This window comes from Actinopolyspora mortivallis (assembly GCF_003001495.1).
In the GTDB taxonomy this organism is placed as follows: domain Bacteria; phylum Actinomycetota; class Actinomycetes; order Mycobacteriales; family Pseudonocardiaceae; genus Actinopolyspora; species Actinopolyspora mortivallis_A.
The window spans coordinates 169982-195206 of record NZ_PVSR01000001.1 but is presented as its reverse complement, the minus strand read 5'-3'; the positions used below and the strand labels follow the sequence as shown (position 1 = coordinate 195206).

The window sequence follows — 25225 nt, the reverse complement described above, 5'->3', positions numbered from 1 at the left end:
GTCGAGGCCGAATCCGACTCACCAGTCCGGACGCAGCGGCATCCCGCTGTCCCCACCGTCCGGACGCACCCCGAGGATCTGGTGCAGCTGGATACCGCCCCGTTCGAACGCCAGCCGCGAGGCGGCCATGTACAACCGCCACACCCTGGCCGTGGCCAGTCCCGCCTCGGCCACGGCCTCCCGCCAGTTCCGGTCCAGGTTCGCGCACCACCCGGCCAGCGTGAGGGCGTAGTGCTCACGCAGGTTCTCCTCGTGCCGGACTTCCAGCCCGGTGTCGTGCATCCGCGTGACGAGTTCACCGGGCGGCTCCAGCTCCCCGTCCGGGAACACGTAGCGTCCGATGAACTTGCCCGCCCGGGCCGGGTAGGAGCCGTCGGGACGGGTGATGCAGTGGTTGAGCAGCCTCCCGCCGGGACGGAGCCTGTCCCGCAGGGAACGGAAGTAGCCGGGCAACTGCTCCCGCCCGATGTGCTCGGTCAGTCCGATGGAGCTGATCGCGTCGAAGCCGCTCTCGGGGACGTCGCGGTAGTCCTGGTAGCGCACCTCGGCCATCCCGCTCAGCCCCCGCTCGGCGATGGCGCGCTGGGCCCACTCGGCCTGCTGCCGGGAGAGGGTGACGCCGATGGCGCGCACCCCGTAGTGCTCGGCGGCGTGCATGACCATGCCGCCCCACCCCGCACCGATGTCCAGCAGCCGCATCCCCTCGGTCAGTCCGAGTTTGCGGGCCACCAGGTCGTGCTTGTCGTACTGCGCCTGTTCCAGGGAGGCGTCCGGCTTGTCGAACACGGCGCAGGTGTAGGTCATCGACGGTCCCAGCACCCGCTCGTAGAAGCTGTTGGACACGTCGTAGTGGTGCGAGATGCTGCGGCTGTCCCTGCTCTTGGAGTGCCGCCTTCCCCACGCCCGCTTCTCCGCCGAGGGAGGCCGCACCGGCCACCAGAACCGGTACCAGCCGAACCGGGCGAACAGCTCGGCACGCAGCCGCCACGGGATGTCCCCCAGATCGACCGGGGGAAACGCCGTGAGGGCCGTGTACATGTCACCGTGCACGGTGATGTGACCGTTGACGTAGGCCCGGGCCAGCCCCAGCTCCCCCGGGGCCGCGGCCAGATGGGCCAGGGCCAGCGGGGACTCGAGCACCACGGCCGCCGGCGCTTCCCGGGGGCCGCACCTGCTCCCGTCGTAGGCCCGGAACTCCACGGGCAGGTCCGCGCCGAACACCCGCGCGAAAACACTCGCCAACGTCATTTCGCGATTCCTCCGTTGTGGTGGGCGTGCGTGTGTCGTGTCGCCGGGCCCGACGGGTCCCGGCGCACCGTTCACTCACCCAACACGCACTTCTCGTACAGTCCGGGGAGCCTGCCCGCCCCGTCGTAACGCTCCTTGAGCCGTCGGTAGGTGTCACCGTCGTAGTGCCGCCAGAACTCCTCGCGGTCGTAGTAGGCGGTCGAGTACAACGACTTGTGCCCGTCCAGTTCGGCCACTTTCGCCTCGATCTCGCGGTTGTGGTCCCCGAACTGCCCACCGGGACGCACCGGGACGGTGGCCCAGAACCCGACGTTGACGTAGAGCCGGTGCGGATCCATGGGATACAGCGGCCACCCCGCCTCGTCCCGCAGGCGGACCGGGCACAGCCACACCGGACTGATGCCGATCCTGTCGTGGAAGAACTCCAGGAACCGCGCGAGATGCTCCACGGGAATCTCCACGTCCTGGATGACCGGTTCCCGCCGCGGACGGCCCCGGACCCGGTTGATCCGGTCCGAGAGGCCGAAGCGCTGGTCGAGGGAGACGAGCCTGCGGTAGAAGTCGGACCTGAGGTACCTGCGGGGCCACAGCGGCCGGATCCAGGGGTGCTGGGCTCCCAACGCCCGGGAGCACCAGAACCAGTCGGTGTCCCACCGCCACAGGTAGTCGGAGACCCGCAGACAGTCGGTCTCGCGTTCCCGCACCGACCGGTAGTAGATCCGGTTTCCGGTGTAGTCGCTGCGGAACGGCGCCCCGTCCCGGAAGGTTCCCAGGGTCAGGTAGAGCTCCGAGGGACCGAACACCGTGCCGTCGACGAAGTCGACGTGGTCGCCCTCCCAGGAGTGGTGGGCCCGGATCTCCGCCGTGGCCCGCGCGCACTCCTCGGCGGAGGTGAACCGCACGTGCCGCAGCCACACGTGGGCCCGCACTGGTTCCAGGTCGATCACCAACCGCAAGGCGTACCCGAGCGAGCCGTAGGAGTTCGCGAACCCGCGGAACAGTTCGGCGTGCTCGTTGTCGGGCCGTGCCGTGACCACCCGACCGTCGCCGGTGAGCACGTCCATCTCGCGCACGGACTCGTGGGGCAGCCCGTTCCGGAACGAGGAGGACTCGATTCCCAGTCCCGCCACGGCACCGCCGAGAGTGATCGTTCTCAGCTGCGGCACCACGGTGGGCATCAGACCGTGCCGCAGGGTGGCGGCCACCAGGTCCTCGTAGGTGGTCATGCCCTGCACCTCGGCCGTGCGGGAGTGCGGATCCACCGACAGCACCCGGTCCAGCCCGGCGACCTCGAGGCCGCTGCCCCGCACCGGTGAACGGAAACGGAACAGGTTCGAGGTGGACTTGGCCAGGCGGATCCGCTCCGACGAGGGGATCCGTTCGTACCGTGTCAGCAGCGCGGAGACCTCGGCGGCGTGGCCGGCCTCCGCAGCGGGATTCGGGGAATCGGTCTCCATGATCTCCGACCATAGGCCCCCGGCCCGAGGACGGCATCCCGTCCGGACTGATCCGCGCGGACTGTGAGCGACGCTACCCGCTCAGCGGGCACGACGCAGCGCCCAGGCCTCCAGCCCGCGGAAACCCGGAACCTTGTTCGGCCCGAGCCCGGTCAGCGCGAACCCGGCGACCTCGTGCATCTCCCGCGCACACTCGCGGTCGACCAGCACCGAGGCCGGACGGGCCAGTGTGGTGAGTCTGCTGGCTATGTTGACCGTGGAGCCGTACACGTCCCCGAACCTGGCCAGCACCCTGCCCTTGGCCAGTCCGATCCGCAGTGGGGGCAGCAGTGACTCGGCGGCCACCCGCTCGTTGAGCGAGAGCGCTATCTCACCGGCCTCCCGCACCGTGTCGGCGACGAACAGCACCTCGTCGCCGACGGTTTTGACGATCCTGCCGTGGTTCTCGGCGATCACACCGGTGACCAGTTCCTCGAAGGCGTCGATCAACCCGGCGAGTTCGAGTTCACTGTAGTCGCGGATGAGCCGGGTGTAGCCGACGATGTCGGCGAAACCCACCACCAGGGTGGGCTCCTCGGGGCGGGTGTCGTGCTCGTTGAGTTCGCGGACCGCCACGGCCGAGAGGTGTCTCCTCCAGACGTAGTTCTGGAGGTGCTCCATGACGGGCAGGATTGCGTCGGCGAAGCGGGCCGTGGTGGCCATGTCGTCGGAGAAGCTCTCCCCCAGCACCGAGCGGAAGATCCCCATCTGCCACTCGGCCAGCCGGGACATCGTCTGCGCCAACGAACGCGCCACCGCAGTTTCCAGTTCGGGCGGTATCACCTCGGCCGAGACGAGCTGCACCACGGTGCGCAACGCGGTGACGTCGAGGTCGGTGAACACCACGGACTCGTCGGAGACGTGGGCGAAGCCCATCGCCTGCCAGAGCCGTTCCGCTCTGGACAGCTCCACCCCGGCCAGGCGTGCCACCTCGCTCTTGCGGTACCGGGGCTCTCCCCCGAGCAGGGACCGTTCCACCGGGTGCTCGGGAGCCACGAAGTCATCGTGTGGTTCGAACGACGAGCACATCGCACTCCGAACGTCGTGAGATCTCCGAGGGAACGGATCCCAAAATGCGTCCCTTCACCGTGTTCAGCCCGCGACTTCCCACCACGAGCAGCTCGGCCGGGCGCCGCTCGGCCACGTCGAGCAACGACTCGACCGGCGCTCCCAGCACCGCCACGGTATCTACCACGCGTGCCCCGGCGGCACGGGCGTGCTCGGTGGCCGTCCGCAGCCTCTCCTCGGCCGGGGCCGAACCGACCACCTGGAAGGCTTCCTCCCCCATCTCGTCCCGGGCACGTTCCACGTCACGTCTGCTGTTCGGATGATACGCGCACACGATCACCAGTTCGGCGGAGTCTCCGGCCACTTCGGCGGCACGGGCGACGGCACGCATCGACGGCGACGACCCGTCGGTCCCGACCACGACACTGCGGTAGAGCGGCATCGTTCCTCCTCGCACGGGGCTGCTCGGACACACCGGGCGCACACACCAACGACCGCGTGCGCGCCCCGTGACGCCGTCCGGCTCCTCCCGATGGCCGTCCCCCGCCCGGGGTCAACGACGGGTGCTCTCGCGCCGGGCCAACAGCAGCTGCAGGTGGACACTCAGCCGTTCCGCGGGATCGTCGAGGTCCACCCCGCTGATCTCCACGGCTCTGCGCACACGGTACCGAAGGGTGTTCGGATGCACGTGCAACGTCAGGCTGGCCGCACGCACGTCCCCGAAGGACTCCAGGTAGCACAGCAGGGAGCGGGTGAACTCGGTCCCGTTGTCCCTGTCGTGCGCCCGCAGGAGGGCCAGGCGCGGATCGCGCATCCGCTCGTTGTCCCCGAGGGTGGTCAACACCTCGCTGAGCAGCACCCGGGAGCGGACGTCGGCGATCGTGGCGACCTCCGTTCCGGGATCGTGCCCCAGGGCGTCCAGGATCCGGTCGGCCTCGCTCCGCGAGACCGCCACCTCCTCCAGTCCCGGCACCACCGAGCCGATCCCCGCCTGGACCCGGGAACGGAGGTGCCCGCGGGCGGCGGTGACGATCTCCTGGGTCAGGGTGGCCACGGCCGAGGTCGCCTGCCGTTCGGGAAGGTCGGGAAGCAGCACGTAGACCCGCGAGCCGATCGTGGTGACCAACGCGCTGCGCCGGTAGGCCGCGGCGTGCACCGAGATCAGACTGGTCATCTCGGCACGTTCCAGCTCGATCTCGGACCTGTTGGACATCCCGGCCTGCTCGCGGGGACGCAGGGTCAGCACCACGACCACCACGGGGCGGTGCGGATCCGCGCCGATGTTGGCCGCGGCCGACTGCCCGTCGATGCGGTTCTCCAGCAGTCCCGTCAGCAGGTTCTCGCGGAACCGGGGGCCCATCGTGGTCTCGGTCCGCTGACGGATCAGGTGCAGGGCCGCGACCCTGGCCGCTCCCACCAGGGCGCGTTCGGTGCGTTCGCTCAGCGGACGGGCGCCCTCCTGGACCCAGATGGTGCCCAGCGGCTGGCTTCCCGCGTGGATGCCCACGGCCATCCTCCGGCGAATCCCCAGCTCCGGGCGCTCCTCGACGTGCACGACCTCCTCCCCGTGCCGCAGGCGGCGGTACACCCCCCACTCCCGCAGCATCGCCAGGTAGGACTCCGGCCCCCGGCGACCGAGGATGGACAACCTGCGCAGCTCGTCGACCTCGTCGTCGGAGCGCGAGTAGGCCAGCACCCGGTTCGCGGTGTCCTCGATGCTGACGATGCCGTCGGTGATCGCGGCCACCGTCTGGGCCAGCGAGAACAGGTCCCCCAGCGCCTCGCCGACGTCCCCCTCACCGGCCACACGCGCGTTGTCCACCGCCGAACGGGCGAAGGACTCCAGCTGCTCCCAACGCACCCCCGGGCGCACCCCGAGCAGGGCTACCCCCTCGTCGATCGCCGCCTCCCGCAGAGCCCGCGCGTCCTGCTCGGCGTCCACCTTCACGGCCACCGCCGAGGCCGAGGCCCGGGCCACGCGACGCACCAGCCGCACGGCCGAACGACCCCGGGCCCCGATGATCAGCACCAGGTCACCGGCACCGGCGCCGGAGTCCTCCTCGGGGTCGACGATGACCACGTCGCCCACCTCCACGTCGAAACCGGCCGGTGCGGCGAGCACGTCGACGAGCGGTTCCCCCACGGCGATCAACAACTGCCGCAGCGGCACCCCTCGTGAGCCCTCCCGGGCGGAGTCGGGCTCCGTCGAACCGCCCGCCCCCTCGGGGGAGGATCCAGGCGGGTTCGCTATTTGTTCGATCGGCCAATCCATCGCTGTCAACGATAGACGTGTGTACAAGCGGGGTGAGCCCGGTGACTCCTATGCTCGACAGCAGACGAGCCGGTCGGCCACGGGCGGGCCACCGATCCGAGCAAGCAGTCGCGCGAGGAGGCGTACGGCTATGGATGCCATCACTTCGGTCCCGGTACCGGCCAACGAGCCGGTCAAGTCCTACGCCGTGGGAACGGCCGAACGAGAGTCCCTGAAAAAGCGCCTCGCCGAGCTCCAGGCCGAGTCCGTCGAGCTCACCATGACCATCGGCGGCAAACAGCGTATGGCGGGCGGCGAACGCTTCAACGTTGTTCAACCGCACAATCACTCCCATGTTCTGGGCGTGTGCGCCCAGGCCACCAACGAGGACGTGGCCGAGGCGGTGCGGGCCGCCAAGGACGCGGCGGCGGACTGGGCGGCCACCCCCTTCGACGAGCGCGCCGCCGTGATGCTGCGCGCCGCCGACCTGCTGTCCGGGCCGTGGCGGGACACCATCAACGGCGCGACCATGCTCGGCCAGTCGAAGTCGGTGCACCAGGCCGAGATCGAGGCGGTCTGCGAGATGGCCGACTTCCTGCGCTTCAACGTGCACTTCGCGCGCCGTATCCTCGCCGAGCAGCCCGTCTCGGTACCCGGTGAGTGGAACCGCATGGAGTACCGTCCCCTGGACGGGTTCGTCACCGCCATCACCCCCTTCAACTTCTCCGCCATCGCGGCGAACCTCCCCACCGCCCCTGCCCTGATGGGCAACACGGTGGTCTGGAAGCCCACACCGACCCAGCAGTTCGCCGCCCACCACACGATGCGGATGCTGGAGGCCGCCGGACTCCCGCCCGGGGTCATCAACATGGTCACCGGTGACGGGCAGGCGGTCAGCGAGGTCGCGCTCACCGATCCCGACCTCGCCGGACTGCACTTCACCGGCTCCACCGCCACCTTCAAGAAGCTGTGGAAGACGATCGGGGAGAACCTGGACAACTACCGCTCCTACCCCCGCATCGTCGGCGAGACGGGCGGCAAGGACTTCGTGGTGGCCCACCCCTCGGCCGACCCGGCCAAGGTGGTGACCGCCCTGGTGCGCGGTGCCTTCGAGTACCAGGGGCAGAAGTGCTCGGCCGCCTCCCGCGCCTACGTCCCCCGTTCGCTGTGGGAGTCGGGCCTGCGGGAGAAGCTGATCACCGCCACCAACGACATCACCTACGGCGATCCCACCGACTTCTCCCACTTCGGTGGTGCGGTGATCGACGCGCGCGCCTTCGCCAAGCACAAGGCCGCGATCGACCGGGCCAGGAACGAGTCCTCGCTGGAGATCCTGGCCGGCGGTGAGTACGACGACTCGGTGGGCTACTTCGTCCAGCCCACGGTGCTGCTCGGCGACGACCCGTACGACGAGGCGTTCACCACCGAGTACTTCGGGCCGATCATGGCGGTGCACGTCTACGAGGACAACCGCTACTCCGAGATCCTGGACACCATCGACGAGACCAGTCCCTACGCGCTCACCGGGGCGGTCTTCGCCACCGACCGGGACGCGATCCAGCAGGCGCACCGGCAGCTGCGTCACGCGGCGGGCAACTTCTACGTGAACGACAAGCCCACCGGTTCCATCGTGGGGCGCCAGCCCTTCGGCGGCGGCCGGGCCTCCGGTACGAACGACAAGGCCGGCTCGATGTTCAACATCCAGCGCTGGGTCAATCCCCGGGCGATCAAGGAGACCTTCGACGCCCCCACGCATCACGCCTACCCCCACCAGGGCTGAGTCGGGCGGGGCCCGGAAGGCGAGATCACCCTTCCGGGCCCTTTCCGGGGGGCCGGTGGTGGGGCGCCCGGAAGGGCGTTCCCGCGAGCACCGGAACCCCGGAACAGTCGTGTTCCGAGCGGACGGGGCCGGAAGGGACCGTCACACGGCCCACCCACGGGAGGGTCCGCCCGACGACCACCTCCGCGAATCACTTCCGAGAACAGTTTCCAGGAGAGAAGATGCTGCGCACCACTATGCTGGCGGCGGCCCGCTCCGGTGCGGTACGCAGGCTGGTGGAAGCCAATCCGCTGACCCGTCCCGTGGTGGACCGTTTCGTCGCCGGTGCCGACACCTCGGACGCCATCGGCGTGACCGGTCGACTCGCCGAAAAAGGGCTGCACGTGACGCTCGACCATCTCGGGGAGGACACCACCGACGCGCAGCGGGCGGACGACACGGTACGGGCCTACCAGCGCCTGCTGGATGAACTGAGCCGGGCGGGGCTGGCGCACCGGGCGGAGGTCTCGGTGAAGCTCTCCGCGGTGGGCCAGCAGTTGCCCACCGACGGGGAGAAGATCGCGTTGGACAACTCCCGTCGGATCTGCGAGTCCGCCTCGGAGGCCGGAACCACGGTCACCCTGGACATGGAGGACCACACCACCACGGACATGACGCTGCGGACGCTGTCCGACCTGCGTGTGGACTTCCCGTGGGTGGGCGCGGTGTTGCAGGCCTACCTGCACCGCACCGAACAGGACTGTCGTGACCTCGCCGCCGAGGGCTCCCGGGTGCGGCTGTGCAAGGGGGCCTACTCCGAACCCGCCTCGGTCGCCTTCCAGGACAAGCAGGAGGTCGACAGGTCCTATGTGCGTTGCCTGCGTGTCCTGATGGAGGGGGAGGGCTACCCCATGGTGGCCACGCACGATCCCCGCATGCTGCGGATCGCCTCCGAACTCGCCGGGCGGGCCGGGCGCACCGACGACAGCTACGAGTTCCAGATGCTCTACGGCATCCGCCCCGCCGAGCAGCAGCGCATCGCCGAGTCCGGACAGCGGCTGCGTGTCTACGTGCCCTACGGCGAGGAGTGGTACGGCTACTTCATGCGCAGGCTGGCCGAGCGGCCGGCCAACATCGGGTTCTTCCTGCGTTCGCTGTTGACCCGCTGAGACCCCCACCCGCGGATTCCTTCTCCTCCTCCCGCCGAAGGAAATCCCACTGTGGGCCGAACGGCTCCGGTGGCCGTGTGCTCGGCCACCGGAGCCGTTCTCGTGTCAGGGACACGCTGAGCCTTTCTGCCCCACCTCCCCGTGGGACACACGGCGTGGATTGCCCCGAAGCTCACACGACCGTGTCAGGAGAGGCCGCCGGTCGCGGGCAGGACGCCCCACAGGTGACCACGAGGGTGGTCGCGGGACGATTGATCGAGAAAGTGTCACGCCCACAGGGCGGACTCGCTGCCGGGAGGCCTCGCCTCGACCGGGGGTTCCCGCAGCGGGGAAGGAGCCATCCACCTCATCGACGTGTCCGGGGTCCGTGGTGCGCGATACTGGGATCGAACCAGTGACCTCTACCGTGTCAAGGTAGCGCTCTCCCGCTGAGCTAATCGCGCGAGGCGGAGGCGGGAATCGAACCCGCGTACAGGGCTTTGCAGGCCCTTGCCTAAGCCACTCGGCCACTCCGCCGAACTCACTCACCCGCCCCACCGACTGGGGTGGTGAGCACCAGAGCGGATGACGGGATTCGAACCCGCGACCCTCAGCTTGGCAAGCTGATGCGCTACCGCTGCGCTACATCCGCGTTCACGACGGGACCGCTTGCTCCGGCTCGACGTCTCCGCCGTGTTGCACCATGACTCTAGACCACGCCGCGAAGCGCGATCAAACCGGGGGGTCCCTCTCGGTGAACGCCCCCTCCCGCGGGAAAGACCTCTCCGGGTGCGGTTCAGGAGAGGTCGTGCGGGAGCAACCTGGTCAGCGCCTCGTCGATGCTGACCCAGAGGCTCTCGTTGCCGGGAACGACCACGTCGTAGGTGCGGTCGAGGAAGTCCGCGAGCTCCTGGGCCGAGGCCTCGAACACCGCGTGCCCCGAGGGAGAGCTGAGCTCGATGACCACCACTTCCGGGTCGTCGGCGGAGGGCCGGATGGCCACATCCCCCTCGCCGGCGTGTGCGATCAACCCGTCGGCGAGCAGATCCCGCGCGAACACCCACTCGACCCAGCCGGCGCGGCCGGTACGGAAAGCGGCCACCACCGCGTAGGGGTCACGGGTGTCGTAACGCAGCTCGACCTGGACGGGCACGGCGGGCGTCTGCGGAGCCAGCAGATCGAACACCGCTGTCGAGCGAAGGGTTACATGATCGTTGCGCATCGTCCTCGCCTTCCTAGGTTCCCTTCGGTCACTGGGACGTCGACCGAGCAACACAGTTGTGACGGTTGGCCGGGTTCATTCGCTCGCCACTCCTGAACAGATCACCCATGAGGGTGAAAATTAATTCACTGAGCTACCAGTGAACTCCACAGAGTAACCGGATATCCCCGCGGGCAGGGTGGATTCCCGATTCGTCGCCACGGCGCCGCCGCCGACACCTCGAAGAAAACCACCGAGCACACCGATCACGCAATCGACAACCGCGCCGGTTCCGATATCAACCGCGATACTTCCTTTCGGATCTATGCACCCCAACACAGATCGTCCGGACCGACATGGAACGAACCCGTGGGCAACACCCCGACGGGACCGGCACAACCCTCGAAAACGATCGTTGTCGCACGGCCCTCACGGGACGTCACTTTCAGGATAAGCGATAGTTGCGCAGCAAGCCGTTTCACGCAAGACAACCAGGAGAGGCACACCACAAACATTCACCGAAACGGGCTAATATCGAATACTCCGAAACCGCGTTCTCACGCCTGAGAGCCCCTCGCGAAGGAGAGCGGAGTCACAGTGTGAGATAGCTGGCTCGGCGGAGGCCTCTCCCGTGCGTCGCACCCGCCCGGAACCGGACGCGTCGGGGGAGTCGTTGACCAGTCTACAGACCACACCGTCTCTTCTATGCTGGAACACTGAGGACCAACAGCCCTCACCGCCGACCCGAGGGCGCGAGCACGAGAGATCCGTCCACTGGCAGGTGCCTTCTGAGCAGGACCACGAGCCCCGGCCCGCAGGACCGACAGCACCACGAACCGCCCCAGGGGGCCCTTGCGGGCCTGCGCGGCCGGCTGCACCGACTGCGGGAACGACTGCACGCCCGCAGGGAACGCATCCGTGCCCGCCCCACCCTGAACACCCTCTACCGGGGGACCCTCGGCCTGGTGGGCGGGATGGTGCTCGTGCTCGGCATCGTGATGATCCCCTACCCCGGCCCGGGTTGGCTGTGCGTCTTCACCGGACTCGGCCTGCTGGCCACCGAGTTCGCCTGGGCACACCGGGTCAACGCCTTCGCCAAGCACCACTACCAGCGGTGGGTGCACTGGCTCTCCCGGCAGCATCCGCTGGTCAAGCTCTCGGTCATGGGCACCACCGGACTGATCGTGCTCGCCACGCTCTGGGTCGTCGGGGCTTTTGACCTGGTCGGGAGGTTGTTCGGGGTGGAGTGGCACTGGTTGGCCTCCCCCCTGTTCACCCCCTGAGAGGGCTCGTGTATGCTTTTCGATGTCGCCAACGGGGCGAGGCCAACAGAACACCGGACAGGGCGATTAGCTCAGCGGGAGAGCGCTTCGTTCACACCGAAGAGGTCACTGGTTCGATCCCAGTATCGCCCACCCACACGGTCGCATGTTCTCTTCGGACCACTTCGCCGAGAGCGAAGTGGTCCGACTTTTTTTCGGGTTTCTTTCCGACGGGCACTCCCCATTCCTCGGGTGAACCACGCACCGGGCTTTCCCGGTTTTCCCCGATACCCCAGAAGAGGGTGACGCGAAACACACTCCCCATGTCACTTTTCGGTGAGTCCTCCGAACGTCACGGTGATTTCCGAACGGAACCAGCCCTCGTCAGGACAATCCCCAACCACATTTCATCACTTTTCGCTCACATACAAGCACATTCCGTGTCTCCTTCTTTCGGTCGAGTCCGCACTCCACATCCGAACCGATCGACGGAAGCGTCACGACCGATTTACCGTCCCGGGACGGGACCCGGGCCCTCCAGACTGCTCGTATGCACAGCTCACGCTCCGCGCCGGTAGACACCGGGCCGGAAACCGCGCACACGGTCCCACCGACCCGCTCGGGCGAGCCCACAGCCTCTGCGCCCGGGGCCGGTGCCCGACTGCGCTGGCTCGACGCGCTGCGCGGCTTCGCGCTCTGCGGCATCCTCCTCGTCAACGTCCCCCAGGTCCTGAGCATGCGGGGGATCACGGACGGTGAGAAGCACGTGGTGCGCCACGTGCTGGACATGTTCGTGCAGCAGCGTTTCTTCCCCCTCTTCTCCCTGTTGTTCGGGGTCAGTTTCGCCCTCGTGCTGCACCGGGCGCAGGACAGCACCCCGCACCCGAGGTGGGTGCTCGCACGCAGGTCGCTCGTCCTGGCCGGGTTGGGGGCACTGCACCAGCTCCTGCATCCGGGGGAAGCGCTGTTGTTCTACGGGGTCGGTGGGCTGCTGATACTGCTCCCGCTCAGCTGGACACCGCTGTGGCTGCACGCCCTGCTGGCGGGGGGCCTCACGGTGACCGGACTGACCGCCGCCAGCGGTGGTCTCGCCCTGGTGCCGGGAGCTCTGGGCCTCGGCTTCCTGCTCGGCAGAAGCGGCGTGGTGTACCGCCTCGGCCGAGCCGTGAACGGGACGAGAACGGCCTTCGTGGTTTCCCTGGTGCTGTCCACGAGTGCCCTGCTCTGGCAGGAGCAGGACCCGCTCTCAGCCGGGTTCAACCATTCCTCGGCAGTGGCCGGGGTGTGTCTGGCCCTGACCTACGCCACGGGACTGCTGCTCGTGCTGCGCACCCGGGCGGGTCGACGCCTCTCCCCCGTCCTGGAGACCCTGGGACGGATGGCGCTGACGAACTACGTGAGCGCCACCCTGCTGTTCGTTCCGCTCGGCCACCTGCTCGGTCTGTGGGACTCGAGTTCCTGGCTTCCCATGCTCGCGCTGTGCGCGGCGATCCTGACGGCGCAGTGGGCCTTCGGACGGATCTGGCTGGCCAGGTTCCGCTACGGCCCGCTCGAATGGGGCTGGCGCTGCCTCACCTGGTGGCGCGTGGTGGAGTTGCGGAGGACACCCGCCGCCTCGGACTGAACTCCGGAGCACCCCGGGCGCACCTCCGCCGTGGGCGATCTCACTTCCCCACCGAGGCTGCGCCACCGACTCCTTCCCCCCGCCCACGCCGACGGGAAAACATGGGCCCATGACGACAACCAGGGACGTGACGATCGTCGGTGGAGGCATCATCGGGCTGGCCACGGCCTACGCGCTCTCCGTCACGAAGGCGGGAGGTCCCGGAAACACGCGGATCACCCTCCTCGAGAAGGAGTCCCGATGGGGCCGCCACCAGAGCGGACGGAACTCCGGAGTCATCCACAGCGGGCTGTACTACGCCCCGGGCAGCTCCAAGGCCCGTTTCGCCCGCGCGGGGGCAGAGGAGATGTACGAGTTCTGCCGGAACCACGGCGTTCCCGCACGGCGCACCGGCAAGGTGGTGGTGGCCACCGAGGAACGGGAACTGCCCGCCCTGGACGAACTAGCCCGCCGTGGATGGGCGAACGGGGTTCGCGTGGAGGAACTCGACGCCACCGGACTCCGGGAACACGAGCCCGCCGTCCGCGGGATCCGGGCACTGCACGTTCCCGACGCGGGCATCACCGACTACGGGGCCGTGTGCGCCAAGCTCGCCGAACTGTCCCAGGCGGCCGGGGTCGAGCTACGCACCGGCACGGAACTGGTCGGCAGCAGGGTGTCCGGTGGAGAGCTCGTGTTGTCCACCACCTCCGGACGGATCCGCACCCGCCGGGCGATCAACTGCGCCGGACTGCACAGTGACCGCGTCGCCCGGCTGGCCGGAGGAAATCCCCCGGTACGGATCCTGCCCTTCCGTGGGGAGTACTACGAGAACCTCGCCCCGAACGCTCCGGAGGTACGCACGCTGGTCTATCCCGTGCCCGATCCGGCGTTTCCGTTCCTGGGGGTGCATCTGACCCGCATGCTCGATGGGAGTCTGCACATCGGCCCGAACGCCGTACCGGCGTTGGCCCGCGAGGGCTACCGGCACAGGGACTGCTCGCTCGCCCAGCTGCGTGAGTTCGCCGGCTACTCCGGGGCACGCGCCCTGGCCCGCCGGTACTGGCGTGTGGGGGCTGCCGAGCTGACCCGTTCCCTGTCCACCTCGTTGTTCGCGCGGGCGGCCCGCAAGCTGGTTCCCGGGACACGAGCGGCGGACCTGCGGCCGGCTCCGGCGGGCGTACGGGCCCAGGCCCTCGGCCCCGACGGAACACTGGTGGACGACTTCCTGGTCACCTCCGACGCGCACTGGATCCACGTGCTCAACGCACCCTCCCCGGCGGCCACCGCCTCCCTGGTGATCGGCAGGGAGATCGCCGCACGTCTCGCCCACCACACGGAAGCGGGATGAACCGGCGGACAGTCGCCGAGAGGCACTCCCGACCGTGGTGGGCGGAAGAGCGGTCCCGCCCGCTCGCCCACCACGGCGCCCGAGGTGCTCTCAGTCCTCCGGTTCGGCGACACGACGTACGATTCCGTGCAGCAGGCTGCTGACCACGGTGACGATGATCGCGCCCCAGAACGCCGACCAGAATCCGTCCACGTGGAAGGGCAGGTCCAACCGTCCGGCCACCCACCCGGTCAACCAGAACAGCAGGGCGTTCACCACGAGCCCGAACAGCCCGAGGGTGAGGATGTACAGCACACAGCCCAGTGTCTTGGCGACCGGCTTGAGCACGGCGTTGACGACTCCGAACACCACGGCCACCACGAGCAGGGTCAGTACCTGGGCCGCCAACCCCTCGGTACCGAACCCCCGGTCACCGAGGGTGATTCCCGGAAGTGCCGTGGTCATCCACACGGCCACAGCCGTGATCAGTACGTGCACTACGAGCGCCACGATTGTTCCCTTCGCCGCTGCTGCCTCGTCCGCGCACCCAACGCTACTGGTGACGATCGTGCCGCGGGGGAAGGTCCGCGCGATCGTGTTCCCCCGACGGTCACGGTCTCCGGGCCGCGGTGTGCGCCGATTCCGCCACGGGACTGCCCTCGACCCGTACTCGTCGGTAACCTGTGCGCACGCTCCTCGGGCGACGAGGAGTCCCGAGCGGATACGTCCCGGCGGAGAGTGAGCAACATGCGCATCGGAATGCCGCTGAACTACAGCGGGGGTTTCAAGGAGACCATCGACGAGCTGGTCGAGTACGAGAAGGCCGGCCTGGACATCGTCTACGTGCCGGAGGCCTACTCCTTCGACGCGGTCAGCCAGATGGGTTTCATCGCCGCCCGCACCGAACGTCTGGAGATCGCCTCCGGCATTCTGCAGATATACACCCGCACCCCCACCCTCACCGCGATGACCGCGGCCGGGCTGGACTACGTCTCGGACGGGCGCTTCACCCTGGGTATCGGCGCCTCCGGCCCCCAGGTGATCGAAGGGTTCCACGGGGTTCCCTACCAGGCACCGCTCGCCCGCACCCGGGAGATCGTCGACATCTGCCGCAAGGTGTGGCGCCGGGAGAAACTGACCCACCAGGGGCGGAACTACACCATTCCCCTCCCCGAGGAGGAGGGCACCGGCCTGGGCAAACCGCTCAAGCTGGTCAATCACCCGATCCGGGAACGGATCCCGATCATGATCGCGGCCATCGGCCCCAAGAACGTGGCGATGACCGCCGAGATCGCCGAGGCCTGGGAGCCGATCTTCTACGTCCCCGAGAAGGCGGACGAGGTGTGGGGCGAGTCCCTGCGAGCGGGCAAGGCCAAACGGGATCCCGCACTCGGCGAGCTCGACACGGTGGTGCAGACCCCGCTGGCCATCGGCGAGGACCTCGACGAACTGCTCGACTCGATGCGTCCCATGCTGGCCCTTTACATCGGGGGCATGGGAGCCAAGGGCAAGAACTTCTACAACAACCTGGCCCGCCGTTACGGCTACGAGGCCGAGGCCGAACGCATCCAGGACCTCTACCTGGACGGGAAGAAGGACGAGGCGGCGGCGGCCGTTCCACGCGAGCTGTTGACCAGGACCTCCCTGATCGGCCCGGAGGAACACGTGCGGGAACGGCTCGCCGCCTTCAAGGAGTCCGGGGTGACCACGCTCAACGTGACCCCCCTGGCCGGGTCGGGCGCCGAGCGCACCCGCCTGATCGAACGGATCCGCCAACTCGCCGACGAGGTCTGACCGGACTCCCGCTCCGCCGGAAGGAAACCCCGGGTGGGGCCGCCCTCCGCGCGGCCCCACCGTCAGGTCCCGTTGAGCACCCGCACGGGAGCGCCCGCCAGGTACTGGCGGATGTCCTCCACCGTTTCGGTGAAGAACGTCCGGTAGGTCGTCTCGGCCACGTACCCGATGTGCGGGGTGAGCACCGTACGGGGGGCGCTGCGCCAGGGGTCGTCCGCCGGCAGCGGCTCACGTTCGTAGACGTCGATCCCCGCGCCGCCGATACGGCCCTCGTGCAGCGCGGAGAGCAGTTCCCGTTCGTCCACGATCGGGCCACGCGAGGTGTTGATCAGATATCCGTGGGGCCCCAACGCGTCGAGCTCGTCCCGTCCGACCAGCCCACGCGTACGGTCGCTGAGACGCATGTGGATGGTCACCACGTCGGAGGCGGAGAACAACTCCCGTCTGCCCACGGCACGGGCGCCGAACTCACGGGCCCGCTGGTCGGTGAGGTTCGCGCTGTGCGCGAGCACCTCCATGCCGAAGGCACGGCCGACGGTGGCCACCTGCCCGCCGAGTCGGCCCAGACCGAGCACTCCGAGTGTCCGCCCCGCCAGGTCTGTTCCCACGGTGTGCTGCCATCCGCCGGTGCGCACCGCCCGGTCCTCCCGGGGGATTCCACGGGCCAGGGCCAGGATCAGGCCCCAGGTGAGCTCCCCGGTGGGAGCCCATTCCGCGCCGGGTGCGGATCCGTTGCCGGTTCCGCACACGGTCACCCCCTGTTCCGTCGCGGCCTCCATGTCGATCGCCGCGTTCCCCATACCAGTGGTGACCAGCAGTTTCAGCTCGGGAAGCCGACACAACACCTCGCGGGGAAAGGCGGTTCGCTCCCGCATGGCGGCGATGACGTCGAACCGGCGCAGTTCGCGCACCAGTTCCTCGGGGTCGCCGATGTGTTCGTCGAAGATCACCACCTCGGTGTCGGCGGGCAGGCTTTCCCAGTCGCCGTACTTCCTGGCGACGTTCTGGTAGTCGTCCAGGACGGCGACCGCGGTCCCGCGGTTCGCTGAGCCGTGGTTCGGCATGGTGCTCCCAGTCGGTGCTCTGATCGGTTGTTCGACCGGCCGTGATCCGCCGGGGACGGCAGCCTACCCGCCGAGGCCGAGCCACGGGACCGAGACGAGGTCGCAAAACCGATCATGTCCTTCGTCTCCCCGGACTGTTCGGAGCGCCTCCGGGTACCGGAGACTGGTTACCGTGACCACGTCATCGCTGTTCCACCTGCTCCCGCTCGGCGAGTACCGCGCCGACACCGCTCGTCCGATCACCGCCGCCTCGTTGGGAACCGAGGGGTTCGTGCACTGCTCACCGGATCCGGGGACGGCACTGGCCGTGGCCAACGAGCTGTACCGCTCCGTCGAGGAACAGCTGGTGCTCGTCGAGCTCGACCCTTCCCGGCTGTCCGCTCCGGTGCACTGGGAACCTCCCTCCCCAAGCCCCCCGGAGGGCGTGAGCGCGCGAACCCTGTTTCCCCATGTGTACGGTCCCCTGGAGCGGGAGGCCGTTCGTGGGCTGCGTTACGCGCGGCGGGACGTGCACGGCCGGTTCGTGGCTTTCGAGACCAGGGGAGCCACAGCGCAGCGCCTGGACCTCCTCCCCCATCCCGAGGGGGGCTGGTACCGCCGCACCTGGACCTCGGAGGTGGAACTCGGCTCCGGGCGGGCCAGCCGTCCCAGTGCCACGGCCATCCACTACCTGCTCGCCCCCGGGGAGGTCTCACGCTGGCACGCGGTCCGCTCGGACGAGCTCTGGATGTGGCACAGCGGGAGTCCGCTGCGCCTGTCCACGGCGGGGCGGGGACCCCGGCCGGGTGAGACCCCGGACACGGTCACGCTGGGAGCGGATCTCGCGGCCGGACAACACCCGCAGTCGCTGGTCCCCGCCGGAACCTGGCAGTGCGCGGAACCGGTGGAGCAGCGCGAGGTCCTGGTCAGCTGCGTGGTCTCGCCCGGATTCGACTTCGCCGATTTCCAGGTCTGCTCCTGACACCGTGGCCGCGGTCTCGACCGTCTCAGCGATGCTCCCGTGGGGAGCGTGCCTGGACCGCCACGCAGACGAGTGCCACGAGGGCACAGACACCGGACAGGGCGAGACGACGGGTGCGGGGGTCCTCGATCCTCACCACGGGCCGTACCGGAGCACGTCCGAGCGGGGTAACACCCCGGCGGGGTGTCGCCGAGGGCGACACGGCGCGTGCTCGTACCGTCCCTCGTCTCGGGGTTGGTCGTACGTCGGCGGGAGGTTCCGATCGGGGCTGCGGCGGGTCCGTTCTCGACTCCCCCACTCTGGTGGGTCGGAACGGTACCGTCCCCACGAAGCGCTGCTCCACCCCGTTCATCGCCAGCAGCACGATCATGAGGGAGCCCGTGACCCCGATGACCGTCGCCAGACAGACGGCGAGATCGTTCACCGACAACCACCCCCGGGCGTGCGAAGCAGGGGAATCCGTTCCGAGTACGCGACTCGTGGCGTGTCGAAAACGGGAATCCGAGTGCGCGGCGCCGTGTCCGCCGAGCGCACCGACCTGTTCGTCACGGTAGAACCGCCCGGGGAATGATGCCGGTTTTCCACCCAGAAGCTCCCCCGAAAGGGGGAATATCACGACTCCGAGGGAAAGGACCTCCGGCGCACAAGCACTTTCCGTGTGCACGGCCCGCCCAGCCGGACGAACATCACCGTTCTCACCAATGAGCCCGCCCTCTCACCCGTTTCCGAGATGGTCCACGGGTGTCTCGACCGAACCGTTGCGGGCGGAACGGATGGCCGCCTCGATGACGGCCAGTCCGTGGACCGCGTCGGCCGGATCGACCGGCATCTCGCCCCCCGACTCCAACGCGGAGGCCACACCGGCGTAGAAGTCCTGGTAGCGACCGGGTTCGCTGGGGCAACGACGTGTCCGCTCGCCCACACCAACCGTGGCCCACAGGCTCTCGTCCTCACTCCCCCAGTCCGGGTCCCCGGGAAGCCCTCCGGCACGCAGCGCGGCCTCCTGGGCATCCATGCCGTACTTGGTGAACGCGCCCCGGTCCCCGAGCACCCGCAGCCGCGGTCCCTGCTGGGCCGCCAGTTTGCCCGTCCAGAGGTGGCTGTTCACCCCTCCGGAATGGCGCAGCGCCACAAAGGAGTCGTCGTCGGCCCGAACCCCGTCCCGCAGCGTCCGCATCTCCGCGTAGACGGACTCCACCGGCCCGAACAGGAGCCTGGCCTGGTCGACGAGGTGGCTGCCGAGGTCGTAGAGCACCCCGGCCGCGTCCTCCGGGCCGCCGCTGTCCCGCCAGGAGTCCTTGGGGGTGGGCACCCACCGCTCGAAACGGGACTCGAAGCGGTGCACCCTGCCCAGCTCCCCGGCCTCGAGCACCCGTCGCAGGGTGAGCACGTCACTGTCCCAACGGCGGTTCTGGAACACCGTCAGCGGCACTGCCCGCCGCCGGGCGCGCTCGACCAGGTCACGAGCCTGCGCGGCGGTGGGGGTGAAGGGCTTGTCCACCACCACCGGGAGCCCCGCGTCCAGCGCTCGACCGGTCAGTTCCGCGTGGCTGCTGTTGGGAGTGGCCACGACCACCAGATCCAGCTCGTCGGACCGTTCGAACAGGCTCTCGGCCCGGGGGAACACCCGGGTCCCCGGATGGTCCTGCCGCACCTGTTCGGCGCGTCGCTGGTTTCCGGTCATCACGGCGTCCAGCCGCATACGCGGTTCGGCCCTGATGAGGGGAGCGTGGAACACCTCTCCAGCCAGACCGTAACCGAGCAGCCCGACACGTAACCGTTCCGGAGAATCCATGTCCTCATTACACCAGCGACCCGTGGCCCGCCCGCGTGTGGTGACCTCCCGAGGACTGTGCGGGGCCCGCCCGGACGGCGGGACGGGAGGGAGAGCGTCCGCTCAGGCGCTCTTGTCCCGCTCCATCCGCACCGGGGCGCTCCCCACGGGGGGTTCGCCGAGAGTACTGTCCTGCCCAGGACAGACCAGCCCCGTCTCGTAGGCCGTGATCACCAGTTGGGTGCGGGAACTCAGGTTGAGCTTCTGCATGACGTGGTAGACGTGCGACTTCACGGTCAGTTCCGCCAGCCCCAGGTTGGCGGCGATCTCGGCGTTGGACCCGCCCCTGGCCACCTCCAACAGCACGTCCTTCTCCCGTTCGGTCAGCGCGGCCAGCTCGCTGGAGGCCTCGCGCATCTCCAGGGCGGCGAACCTGTGCAGCAACCTGCGCGTGACACTGGGGGCGAGCAACGCGTCGCCCGAGGCGACGGTGCGCACTGCCCGGACGAGCTCCTCGGGGGGTGCGTCCTTGAGCACGAAGCCGCTCGCGCCCGCACGCAACGCCGAGTAAACGTATTCATCGAGGTCGTAGACGGTCAGCATGATCACCGCCGTCTGCCCCTCGGTGCACTCGATGATCTCGCGGGCCGCGCTGATCCCGTCCTTGCCCGGCATGCGGACGTCCATGAGCACCACGTCGGGTCTGCGCCGACGTACCGCGGACACGGCGGTGCGCCCGTCATCGGCCTCGGCCAGCACACGCAGGTCCGACTCGGCTGACAGCAGGGCCACCAAACCACCGCGAATCATCGCCTGATCGTCGACGACCAGCACGTTCGTGACCGACTCTGTCATCGCCCGCGGACCTCCTCGGCTCGCACCGGGTCCGAAGTTTCGGGGCACGGTAGCACGGCCGACAAGTGGAACCCGTTCGGAACGGGGTGGGCGGTCAACGCCCCACCGAACAACGAGACCCGTTCACGCAACCCGACCAGACCGTGGCCACTCGCCTGTCTGTCCTCGGTGGAGGAGATCGCCTCCGCGCCGCTCTGCCAGCCGGAGAGCAACGCCCCGTTCTCGGAGGGCGGACTCGTCCGGTGGTTGCTCACCTCGATGGCCAGCTGGTCCCGCTGGTACTTCAGCAGCACCCTGGCGTAGCCGCTTCCGGCGTGTTTGAGCACATTGGTCACCGCTTCCTGCACGATCCGGTACGCGGTCGTCTCCACCCCCGGCCCCAGTTCCCGCACCTGCCCGCAGCGCTCCAGCCGCCAGTTCACCCCTGTTCCGCGCACCGAGTCGATCAGCTCGTCCACCTGGGCCAGTCCGGGAGCCGGCCTTCGCACGGCTCGCTCGGCGGCTTCCGGGGAAACGTCCCTGTCGGCGGACACCTCCGGAGCCGTGCGCAAGGCCCCGAGCAACTGGCGCATCTGTTCCAGGGAGGACCGGGAGATCTGCTCCAGTTCCCGCAACGTGTCCCGCGCGTGGTCCGGATCCCGGTCCAGCAGCGAGCGGGCGACACCGGCCCGCAGCGCCACCACCGACAGGTTGTGGGAGACGATGTCGTGGAACTCCCTGGCTATCCTCGCCCGTTCGACCGTGGCGGACTCCTCGGCGAGCTGTTCCCTGGCCTCGTCGAGCAGTTGCACGGCCTGTTCCAGCTGGGCCGCCTGGTCCCTCTTGATCCGCATCGACCGTCCCCAGCCCAGAATCATGGTCAGGTTGACCAGTGCTCCCGAGAGCATCACGGTCGCCGCTCCGGCCGAGGACATCAGGGGAAGCTTGCTCAACGGCCAGACCATGGCCAGCGCTCCCGCCACCAGGGTGGCCACGAGGCCACCGCGGACGCACACCGAGTACACACTGACCAGAATGGCCAGGTTCAGCGAACCGACCGGTTCTCCCAACCAGGTCAGCAGAATGGTCACCGCCAGCAGCACGAGCAGACTCACCCACGGCAGATGGCGTCGCACCAGCAGCGAGCAGTGGGCGGGCAGAGCCACCAGCAGCGACCACCACCAGAGTGGCTCCCGTTCGTGCGGGGTCAGCAGCACCACGAGGACGTGGCAGGTCGCGAAGGCCAGCACGAGCCCCGCGTCGAGCAGGACTGCACGCGGTGCGACGCGGGTGAACCGTCGAACGGTCCCGGTCACCGAACCGGGATTCCCACTCCGTGACGCATCCACCGGCACTGCCTTCGCACCCTCGGTTCGACTCGCGCTCGTCCACGATCCTCCACCGTTTTCGGGAGGGCGGTCATCGGCCCGCCCGAACGGGTGAGCGAGCCCACCTGTTCGGAGGAGAACAGCAGGCCCCCGGAGAAACAGTCGGCACCGACGACCTGCGGAGAAAGTAACAGCGCACGAGGGAACGGAGGTAACGAAAAGGTTACGGAGTGGGTGTTCTTCGTCGTCGGGTCACTCAGTAACCGCGTTCGATCCAGCTCCGCAGTTGGGGGCGTTCGGCCTCGATCGTGGTGGTCGGGCCGTGTCCCGGACACACCGTGGTGTCGGGAGGAAGAGTGAACAGCCTTTCGGAAATCGACTCGATGATGACGTCGAAATCCGAGTAGGAACGTCCCGTGGCCCCCGGACCACCGGAGAACAGGGTGTCCCCGGTGAACACCGTGGACAGATCCGCGACGTACAGGCACACCGCACCGGGCGCGTGTCCCGGCGTGTGCAGCACCTGGAGCCCCACTCCCGCGACACCGACCACCTCGCGGTCGACCAGCATCCGGTCCGGCTCCCGGTCCGGATGGGTCATCCGCCACAGCACGAGGTCGTCCGGGTGCAGCAGCACCGGAGCACCCACCCGGTCGGCCAGCTCGGGCGCGCACCGAACGTGGTCGTCGTGACCGTGCGTGGCGAGCACCGCGAGTACGTCGCGTCCCGCCACCAACTCCAGAATGGCCTCCACGTCGTGCGGGGCGTCGACGACCACGCACTCGCGGTCGTCCCCGATCACCCACACGTTGTTGTCGACCTCGAACGTCTGGCCGTCCAGGGAGAACGTGCCGGAGGTCACCGTGTGCTCGATACGCGCGCTCACAACACCACCACCGAGCGCAGCACCTCTCCCCGGGACATCCTGTCGAAGGCCTGCTCGACCTCGTCCAACCCGATCCGTTCGGTGACGAACTTCTCCAGGGGAAGCCTCCCCTGGAGGGACATCTCCACCAGCGCGGGGAAATCCCTGCTGGGCAGGCAGTCACCGTACCAACTGGACTTCAACGCGCCACCGCGAGCGAACACGTCCAGGAAAGGCAGGTCCAACCGCATGTCCGGGGTGGGCACCCCCACCAACACCACGGTCCCCGCCAGGTCACGGGCGTAGAAAGCCTGCTCGTAGGTGTTCGGGCTGCCCACGGCCTCCACGACCACATCGGCACCGACGCCGCCGGTGGCCGCCCGGATCCCCTCCACGGTGTCCGTCTCGGCCGCGTTCACGGTGTGCGTGGCACCGAACTCACGGGCCCACTCCAGCTTCCGCGGGTCCTTGTCCACAGCGATCACCCGTCTGGCCCCGACAGCGGCGGCACCGAGCACCGCCCCGTCACCGACGCCCCCACACCCGATGACGGCCACGGAGTCCCCCGGGCCGACCCCACCGGTGTTCACCGCGGCACCGAAGCCGGCCATCACACCACAACCGAGCAACCCGGCCACCACGGGTGAGGCGGACGGATCCACCCGGGTGCACTGACCCGAGTGCACCAGGGTCCGCTCCGCGAAGGCCCCGATCCCCAGGGCCGGAGACAGCGGCGTGCCGTCGGCCAGGGTCATGGGCTGGGCCGCGTTGTGCGTGTCGAAGCAGTACTGGGGACGGCCCCGCAGACAGGCCCGGCACCGGCCGCACACGGCCCGCCAGTTGAGCACCACGAAATCGCCCACGTCCAGGTCGGTCACGTCGGAACCGACCGCCTCCACCACTCCGGCGGCCTCGTGCCCCAGCAGGAACGGGAAGTCCGTACTGACTCCTCCCTCCCGGTAATGCAGATCCGTGTGGCACACACCACAGGCCTGCACGCGGACGAGGGCCTCTCCCGAACCGGGATCGGGAACACGCACCGTGGTCGTCTCCACCGGGCGGCCCGCCCCGGTGGCCACCACTCCACGTACCTCAGTCGCCAACAACGACCTCCGGGAGCGCGGGGAACCGTACGTGATCATCCTCGTACGTTCCGCCGCCACGCACAAGCCCACCCGCCGACGAACTCGCCCGATCGAATGTCCCCGGCCGTCTCCAGAGGACAGACCGACCCCCTTCCCACGTCGGACGAGGCGTTCCCCACGACGGACCGTTGACCTACTATGGGTGTTCGAAGAACTACCGTGTGATTTCGCTCTGTCGAGCACCACGGAAAGCGGGCAGTCGTCGCCACCCCGACGTTCCCACCGGGTACTCCGCCCGGGGGGACGCACCGTTCGCGCGGCCCCGCGTCGGTGGTGACCGCCGGTGACGATTCGCGGCGCGACTTCGGAAGGCAGGCGTGATGTCCGCGGAAACCCCGCGTTATCAGAGAGAGCTGGACCTCAGGCAACCGTGCTCGGCACGCATCACCGACGCCTTCCTCGGTGGCTGTCACAACTTCGGGGCGGAACGAGGCTTCGTGCTCCGGGCCGAGCGGGCCCTGCCCGGGATCACCGAGCTCTTCCTGCAGAGCAGGGACTTTCTCCGCAGGGCGGTGGACCACGCCCTCTCCTGCGGAATCCACCAGTTCCTCGACCTGGGGTCCGGACTGCCCACCGTCGGCCACATCCACGAGATCGCCGGGAGGATCACCCCGCACCACCGTGTGGTCTACGTGGACAACGAACCCCTCACGGCCGCCCACGGAGCCAGGATCCTGGGGGAGGAACCGAGGGCGACGGTGCTGCACGAGGACTGTCGCGACCCCGAGGCGGTCCTCGACGCCGCGGAGCGACACGGCAGGATCGACTGGAACCTGCGGGTCGCCCTGGTCGCCACCGGAGTGCTGCACTTCCTGCCGGAGGAGGCCGAACCGTTCGCCCTGCTGGAGGAGTACCGCCGCGGACTCCCCGAGGGGAGCCATCTGGTTCTGGGCCACGTCACCGGATCCGTCGCCCCCGAGGCGGCCGAAACGCTGCGCGCCCTCTACGCCGAGACCACCGATCCCCTCTTTCCCCGGGACGTGGAGCGGATCGACGCCCTGTTCGGTGACTTCGAACGGTTCCCGCCGGGGCCGGGCCAGCTGAGCTCGTGGCGGCCGGACCCTCACCTGCGCTCGCGCGGAACGCGGTATCCGCTACTGCACGGCGGGATAGCCCGCAAACCGGTACGCAGCACCGGTTTCCGGGCGGAGGTG

Annotated in this window: 21 protein-coding genes, 4 tRNA genes and 1 pseudogene; 9 read left to right on the top strand and 17 right to left on the bottom strand. The window is 68.8% G+C overall.

Annotated features, from left to right (window positions below):
- Nucleotides 1-18: 18 nt before the first annotated feature.
- The 5 genes from CEP50_RS00915 to CEP50_RS00895 form a co-directional block, all read right to left on the bottom strand.
- A complete protein-coding gene (locus CEP50_RS00915; protein ID WP_106111993.1) occupies nt 19-1248 on the bottom strand; it encodes an SAM-dependent methyltransferase in 1230 nt (409 codons plus the stop codon).
- 71 nt (nt 1249-1319) lie between these two features.
- Nucleotides 1320-2705 carry an FAD-binding oxidoreductase gene (locus CEP50_RS00910; RefSeq protein WP_106111992.1) on the bottom strand — a complete coding sequence of 462 codons (1386 nt, stop codon included), beginning with the start codon at nt 2703-2705 and terminating at the stop codon, nt 1320-1322.
- An 81-nt stretch (nt 2706-2786) separates the two neighbouring features.
- Complete coding sequence (locus tag CEP50_RS00905) at nt 2787-3740, bottom strand: adenylate/guanylate cyclase domain-containing protein (RefSeq protein WP_258174625.1); 954 nt, start codon at nt 3738-3740, stop codon at nt 2787-2789.
- Nucleotides 3741-3744: 4 nt separating this feature from the next.
- Complete coding sequence (locus CEP50_RS00900; protein WP_106111990.1) at nt 3745-4194, bottom strand: universal stress protein; 450 nt, start codon at nt 4192-4194, stop codon at nt 3745-3747.
- A 111-nt stretch (nt 4195-4305) separates the two neighbouring features.
- Nucleotides 4306-5922 (bottom strand): PucR family transcriptional regulator, encoded by a 1617-nt coding sequence (locus CEP50_RS00895; protein WP_106111989.1) that lies wholly within the window; start codon nt 5920-5922, stop codon nt 4306-4308.
- 232 nt (nt 5923-6154) lie between these two features.
- On the opposite strand from CEP50_RS00895, the gene pruA reads away from it, so the two are divergent.
- Nucleotides 6155-7783, top strand: a complete 1629-nt coding sequence (gene pruA, locus CEP50_RS00890; RefSeq protein ID WP_106111988.1) for an L-glutamate gamma-semialdehyde dehydrogenase — start codon at nt 6155-6157, stop codon at nt 7781-7783.
- Nucleotides 7784-8004: 221 nt separating this feature from the next.
- A complete protein-coding gene (locus tag CEP50_RS00885; protein ID WP_106111987.1) occupies nt 8005-8931 on the top strand; it encodes a proline dehydrogenase family protein in 927 nt (308 codons plus the stop codon).
- Between the two features lie 368 nt (nt 8932-9299).
- Here CEP50_RS00885 and CEP50_RS00880 read toward each other — a convergent pair.
- The 4 genes from CEP50_RS00880 to CEP50_RS00865 all read right to left on the bottom strand — a co-directional run bounded on the left by CEP50_RS00880 (nt 9300) and on the right by CEP50_RS00865 (nt 10132).
- Nucleotides 9300-9374 (bottom strand) — tRNA-Val (locus CEP50_RS00880).
- A gap of 1 nt (nt 9375) precedes the next feature.
- Nucleotides 9376-9447: transfer RNA gene (locus tag CEP50_RS00875), tRNA-Cys, on the bottom strand.
- A gap of 43 nt (nt 9448-9490) precedes the next feature.
- A tRNA-Gly gene (locus CEP50_RS00870) sits at nt 9491-9562 on the bottom strand.
- A 144-nt stretch (nt 9563-9706) separates the two neighbouring features.
- Nucleotides 9707-10132 (bottom strand): SsgA family sporulation/cell division regulator, encoded by a 426-nt coding sequence (locus tag CEP50_RS00865; protein WP_026448901.1) that lies wholly within the window; start codon nt 10130-10132, stop codon nt 9707-9709.
- Nucleotides 10133-10827: 695 nt separating this feature from the next.
- Between CEP50_RS00865 and CEP50_RS00860 the strand changes: the two genes are divergently transcribed.
- From CEP50_RS00860 to lhgO, 4 genes are all read left to right on the top strand, one after another.
- Nucleotides 10828-11394: a TIGR02611 family protein gene (locus CEP50_RS00860; RefSeq protein WP_308729354.1), complete on the top strand. Its 567-nt coding sequence runs from the start codon at nt 10828-10830 to the stop codon at nt 11392-11394.
- Nucleotides 11395-11454: 60 nt separating this feature from the next.
- A tRNA-Val gene (locus CEP50_RS00855) sits at nt 11455-11526 on the top strand.
- Between the two features lie 397 nt (nt 11527-11923).
- On the top strand, nt 11924-12997 hold the full coding sequence (locus CEP50_RS00850) for a DUF418 domain-containing protein (protein WP_106111985.1): 1074 nt from the start codon (nt 11924-11926) through the stop codon (nt 12995-12997).
- Between the two features lie 109 nt (nt 12998-13106).
- Nucleotides 13107-14327 carry an L-2-hydroxyglutarate oxidase gene (lhgO, locus tag CEP50_RS00845; RefSeq protein WP_106111984.1) on the top strand — a complete coding sequence of 407 codons (1221 nt, stop codon included), beginning with the start codon at nt 13107-13109 and terminating at the stop codon, nt 14325-14327.
- A gap of 90 nt (nt 14328-14417) precedes the next feature.
- Here the strand turns inward: lhgO and CEP50_RS00840 are convergent, their stop codons facing one another.
- Nucleotides 14418-14816: a phage holin family protein gene (locus CEP50_RS00840; protein ID WP_106111983.1), complete on the bottom strand. Its 399-nt coding sequence runs from the start codon at nt 14814-14816 to the stop codon at nt 14418-14420.
- A gap of 237 nt (nt 14817-15053) precedes the next feature.
- On the opposite strand from CEP50_RS00840, the gene CEP50_RS00835 reads away from it, so the two are divergent.
- Nucleotides 15054-16100 carry an LLM class F420-dependent oxidoreductase gene (locus CEP50_RS00835; RefSeq protein ID WP_106112260.1) on the top strand — a complete coding sequence of 349 codons (1047 nt, stop codon included), beginning with the start codon at nt 15054-15056 and terminating at the stop codon, nt 16098-16100.
- A 62-nt stretch (nt 16101-16162) separates the two neighbouring features.
- Here the strand turns inward: CEP50_RS00835 and CEP50_RS00830 are convergent, their stop codons facing one another.
- Nucleotides 16163-17164, bottom strand: a complete 1002-nt coding sequence (locus CEP50_RS00830; RefSeq protein WP_106111982.1) for a D-2-hydroxyacid dehydrogenase family protein — start codon at nt 17162-17164, stop codon at nt 16163-16165.
- Nucleotides 17165-17336: 172 nt separating this feature from the next.
- On the opposite strand from CEP50_RS00830, the gene CEP50_RS00825 reads away from it, so the two are divergent.
- Complete coding sequence (locus CEP50_RS00825; protein ID WP_106111981.1) at nt 17337-18125, top strand: cupin domain-containing protein; 789 nt, start codon at nt 17337-17339, stop codon at nt 18123-18125.
- Between the two features lie 25 nt (nt 18126-18150).
- Here the strand turns inward: CEP50_RS00825 and CEP50_RS19730 are convergent, their stop codons facing one another.
- From CEP50_RS19730 to CEP50_RS00800, 6 genes are all read right to left on the bottom strand, one after another.
- A complete protein-coding gene (locus tag CEP50_RS19730; protein WP_146134709.1) occupies nt 18151-18549 on the bottom strand; it encodes a hypothetical protein in 399 nt (132 codons plus the stop codon).
- A 291-nt stretch (nt 18550-18840) separates the two neighbouring features.
- Nucleotides 18841-19920, bottom strand: a complete 1080-nt coding sequence (locus CEP50_RS00820; RefSeq protein ID WP_106111980.1) for a Gfo/Idh/MocA family oxidoreductase — start codon at nt 19918-19920, stop codon at nt 18841-18843.
- 102 nt (nt 19921-20022) lie between these two features.
- Entirely contained in the window at nt 20023-20754 is a 732-nt protein-coding gene (locus tag CEP50_RS00815) for a response regulator (protein WP_106111979.1), read from the bottom strand.
- Complete coding sequence (locus tag CEP50_RS00810; protein ID WP_258174623.1) at nt 20751-22049, bottom strand: sensor histidine kinase; 1299 nt, start codon at nt 22047-22049, stop codon at nt 20751-20753. The genes CEP50_RS00815 and CEP50_RS00810 overlap by 4 nt, the downstream gene beginning before the upstream one ends.
- Nucleotides 22050-22317: 268 nt before the next feature.
- Nucleotides 22318-22947, bottom strand: coding sequence for an MBL fold metallo-hydrolase (locus CEP50_RS00805; protein ID WP_019853591.1), 630 nt, complete (start codon nt 22945-22947; stop codon nt 22318-22320).
- Nucleotides 22944-24068, bottom strand: a complete 1125-nt coding sequence (locus CEP50_RS00800; protein ID WP_084792058.1) for an S-(hydroxymethyl)mycothiol dehydrogenase — start codon at nt 24066-24068, stop codon at nt 22944-22946. The genes CEP50_RS00805 and CEP50_RS00800 overlap by 4 nt, the downstream gene beginning before the upstream one ends.
- A gap of 323 nt (nt 24069-24391) precedes the next feature.
- Here CEP50_RS00800 and CEP50_RS20410 point away from each other — a divergent pair.
- A pseudogene (locus tag CEP50_RS20410) lies at nt 24392-25183 on the top strand (SAM-dependent methyltransferase); the annotation flags it as partial.
- Between the last annotated feature and the right edge of the window lie 42 nt (nt 25184-25225).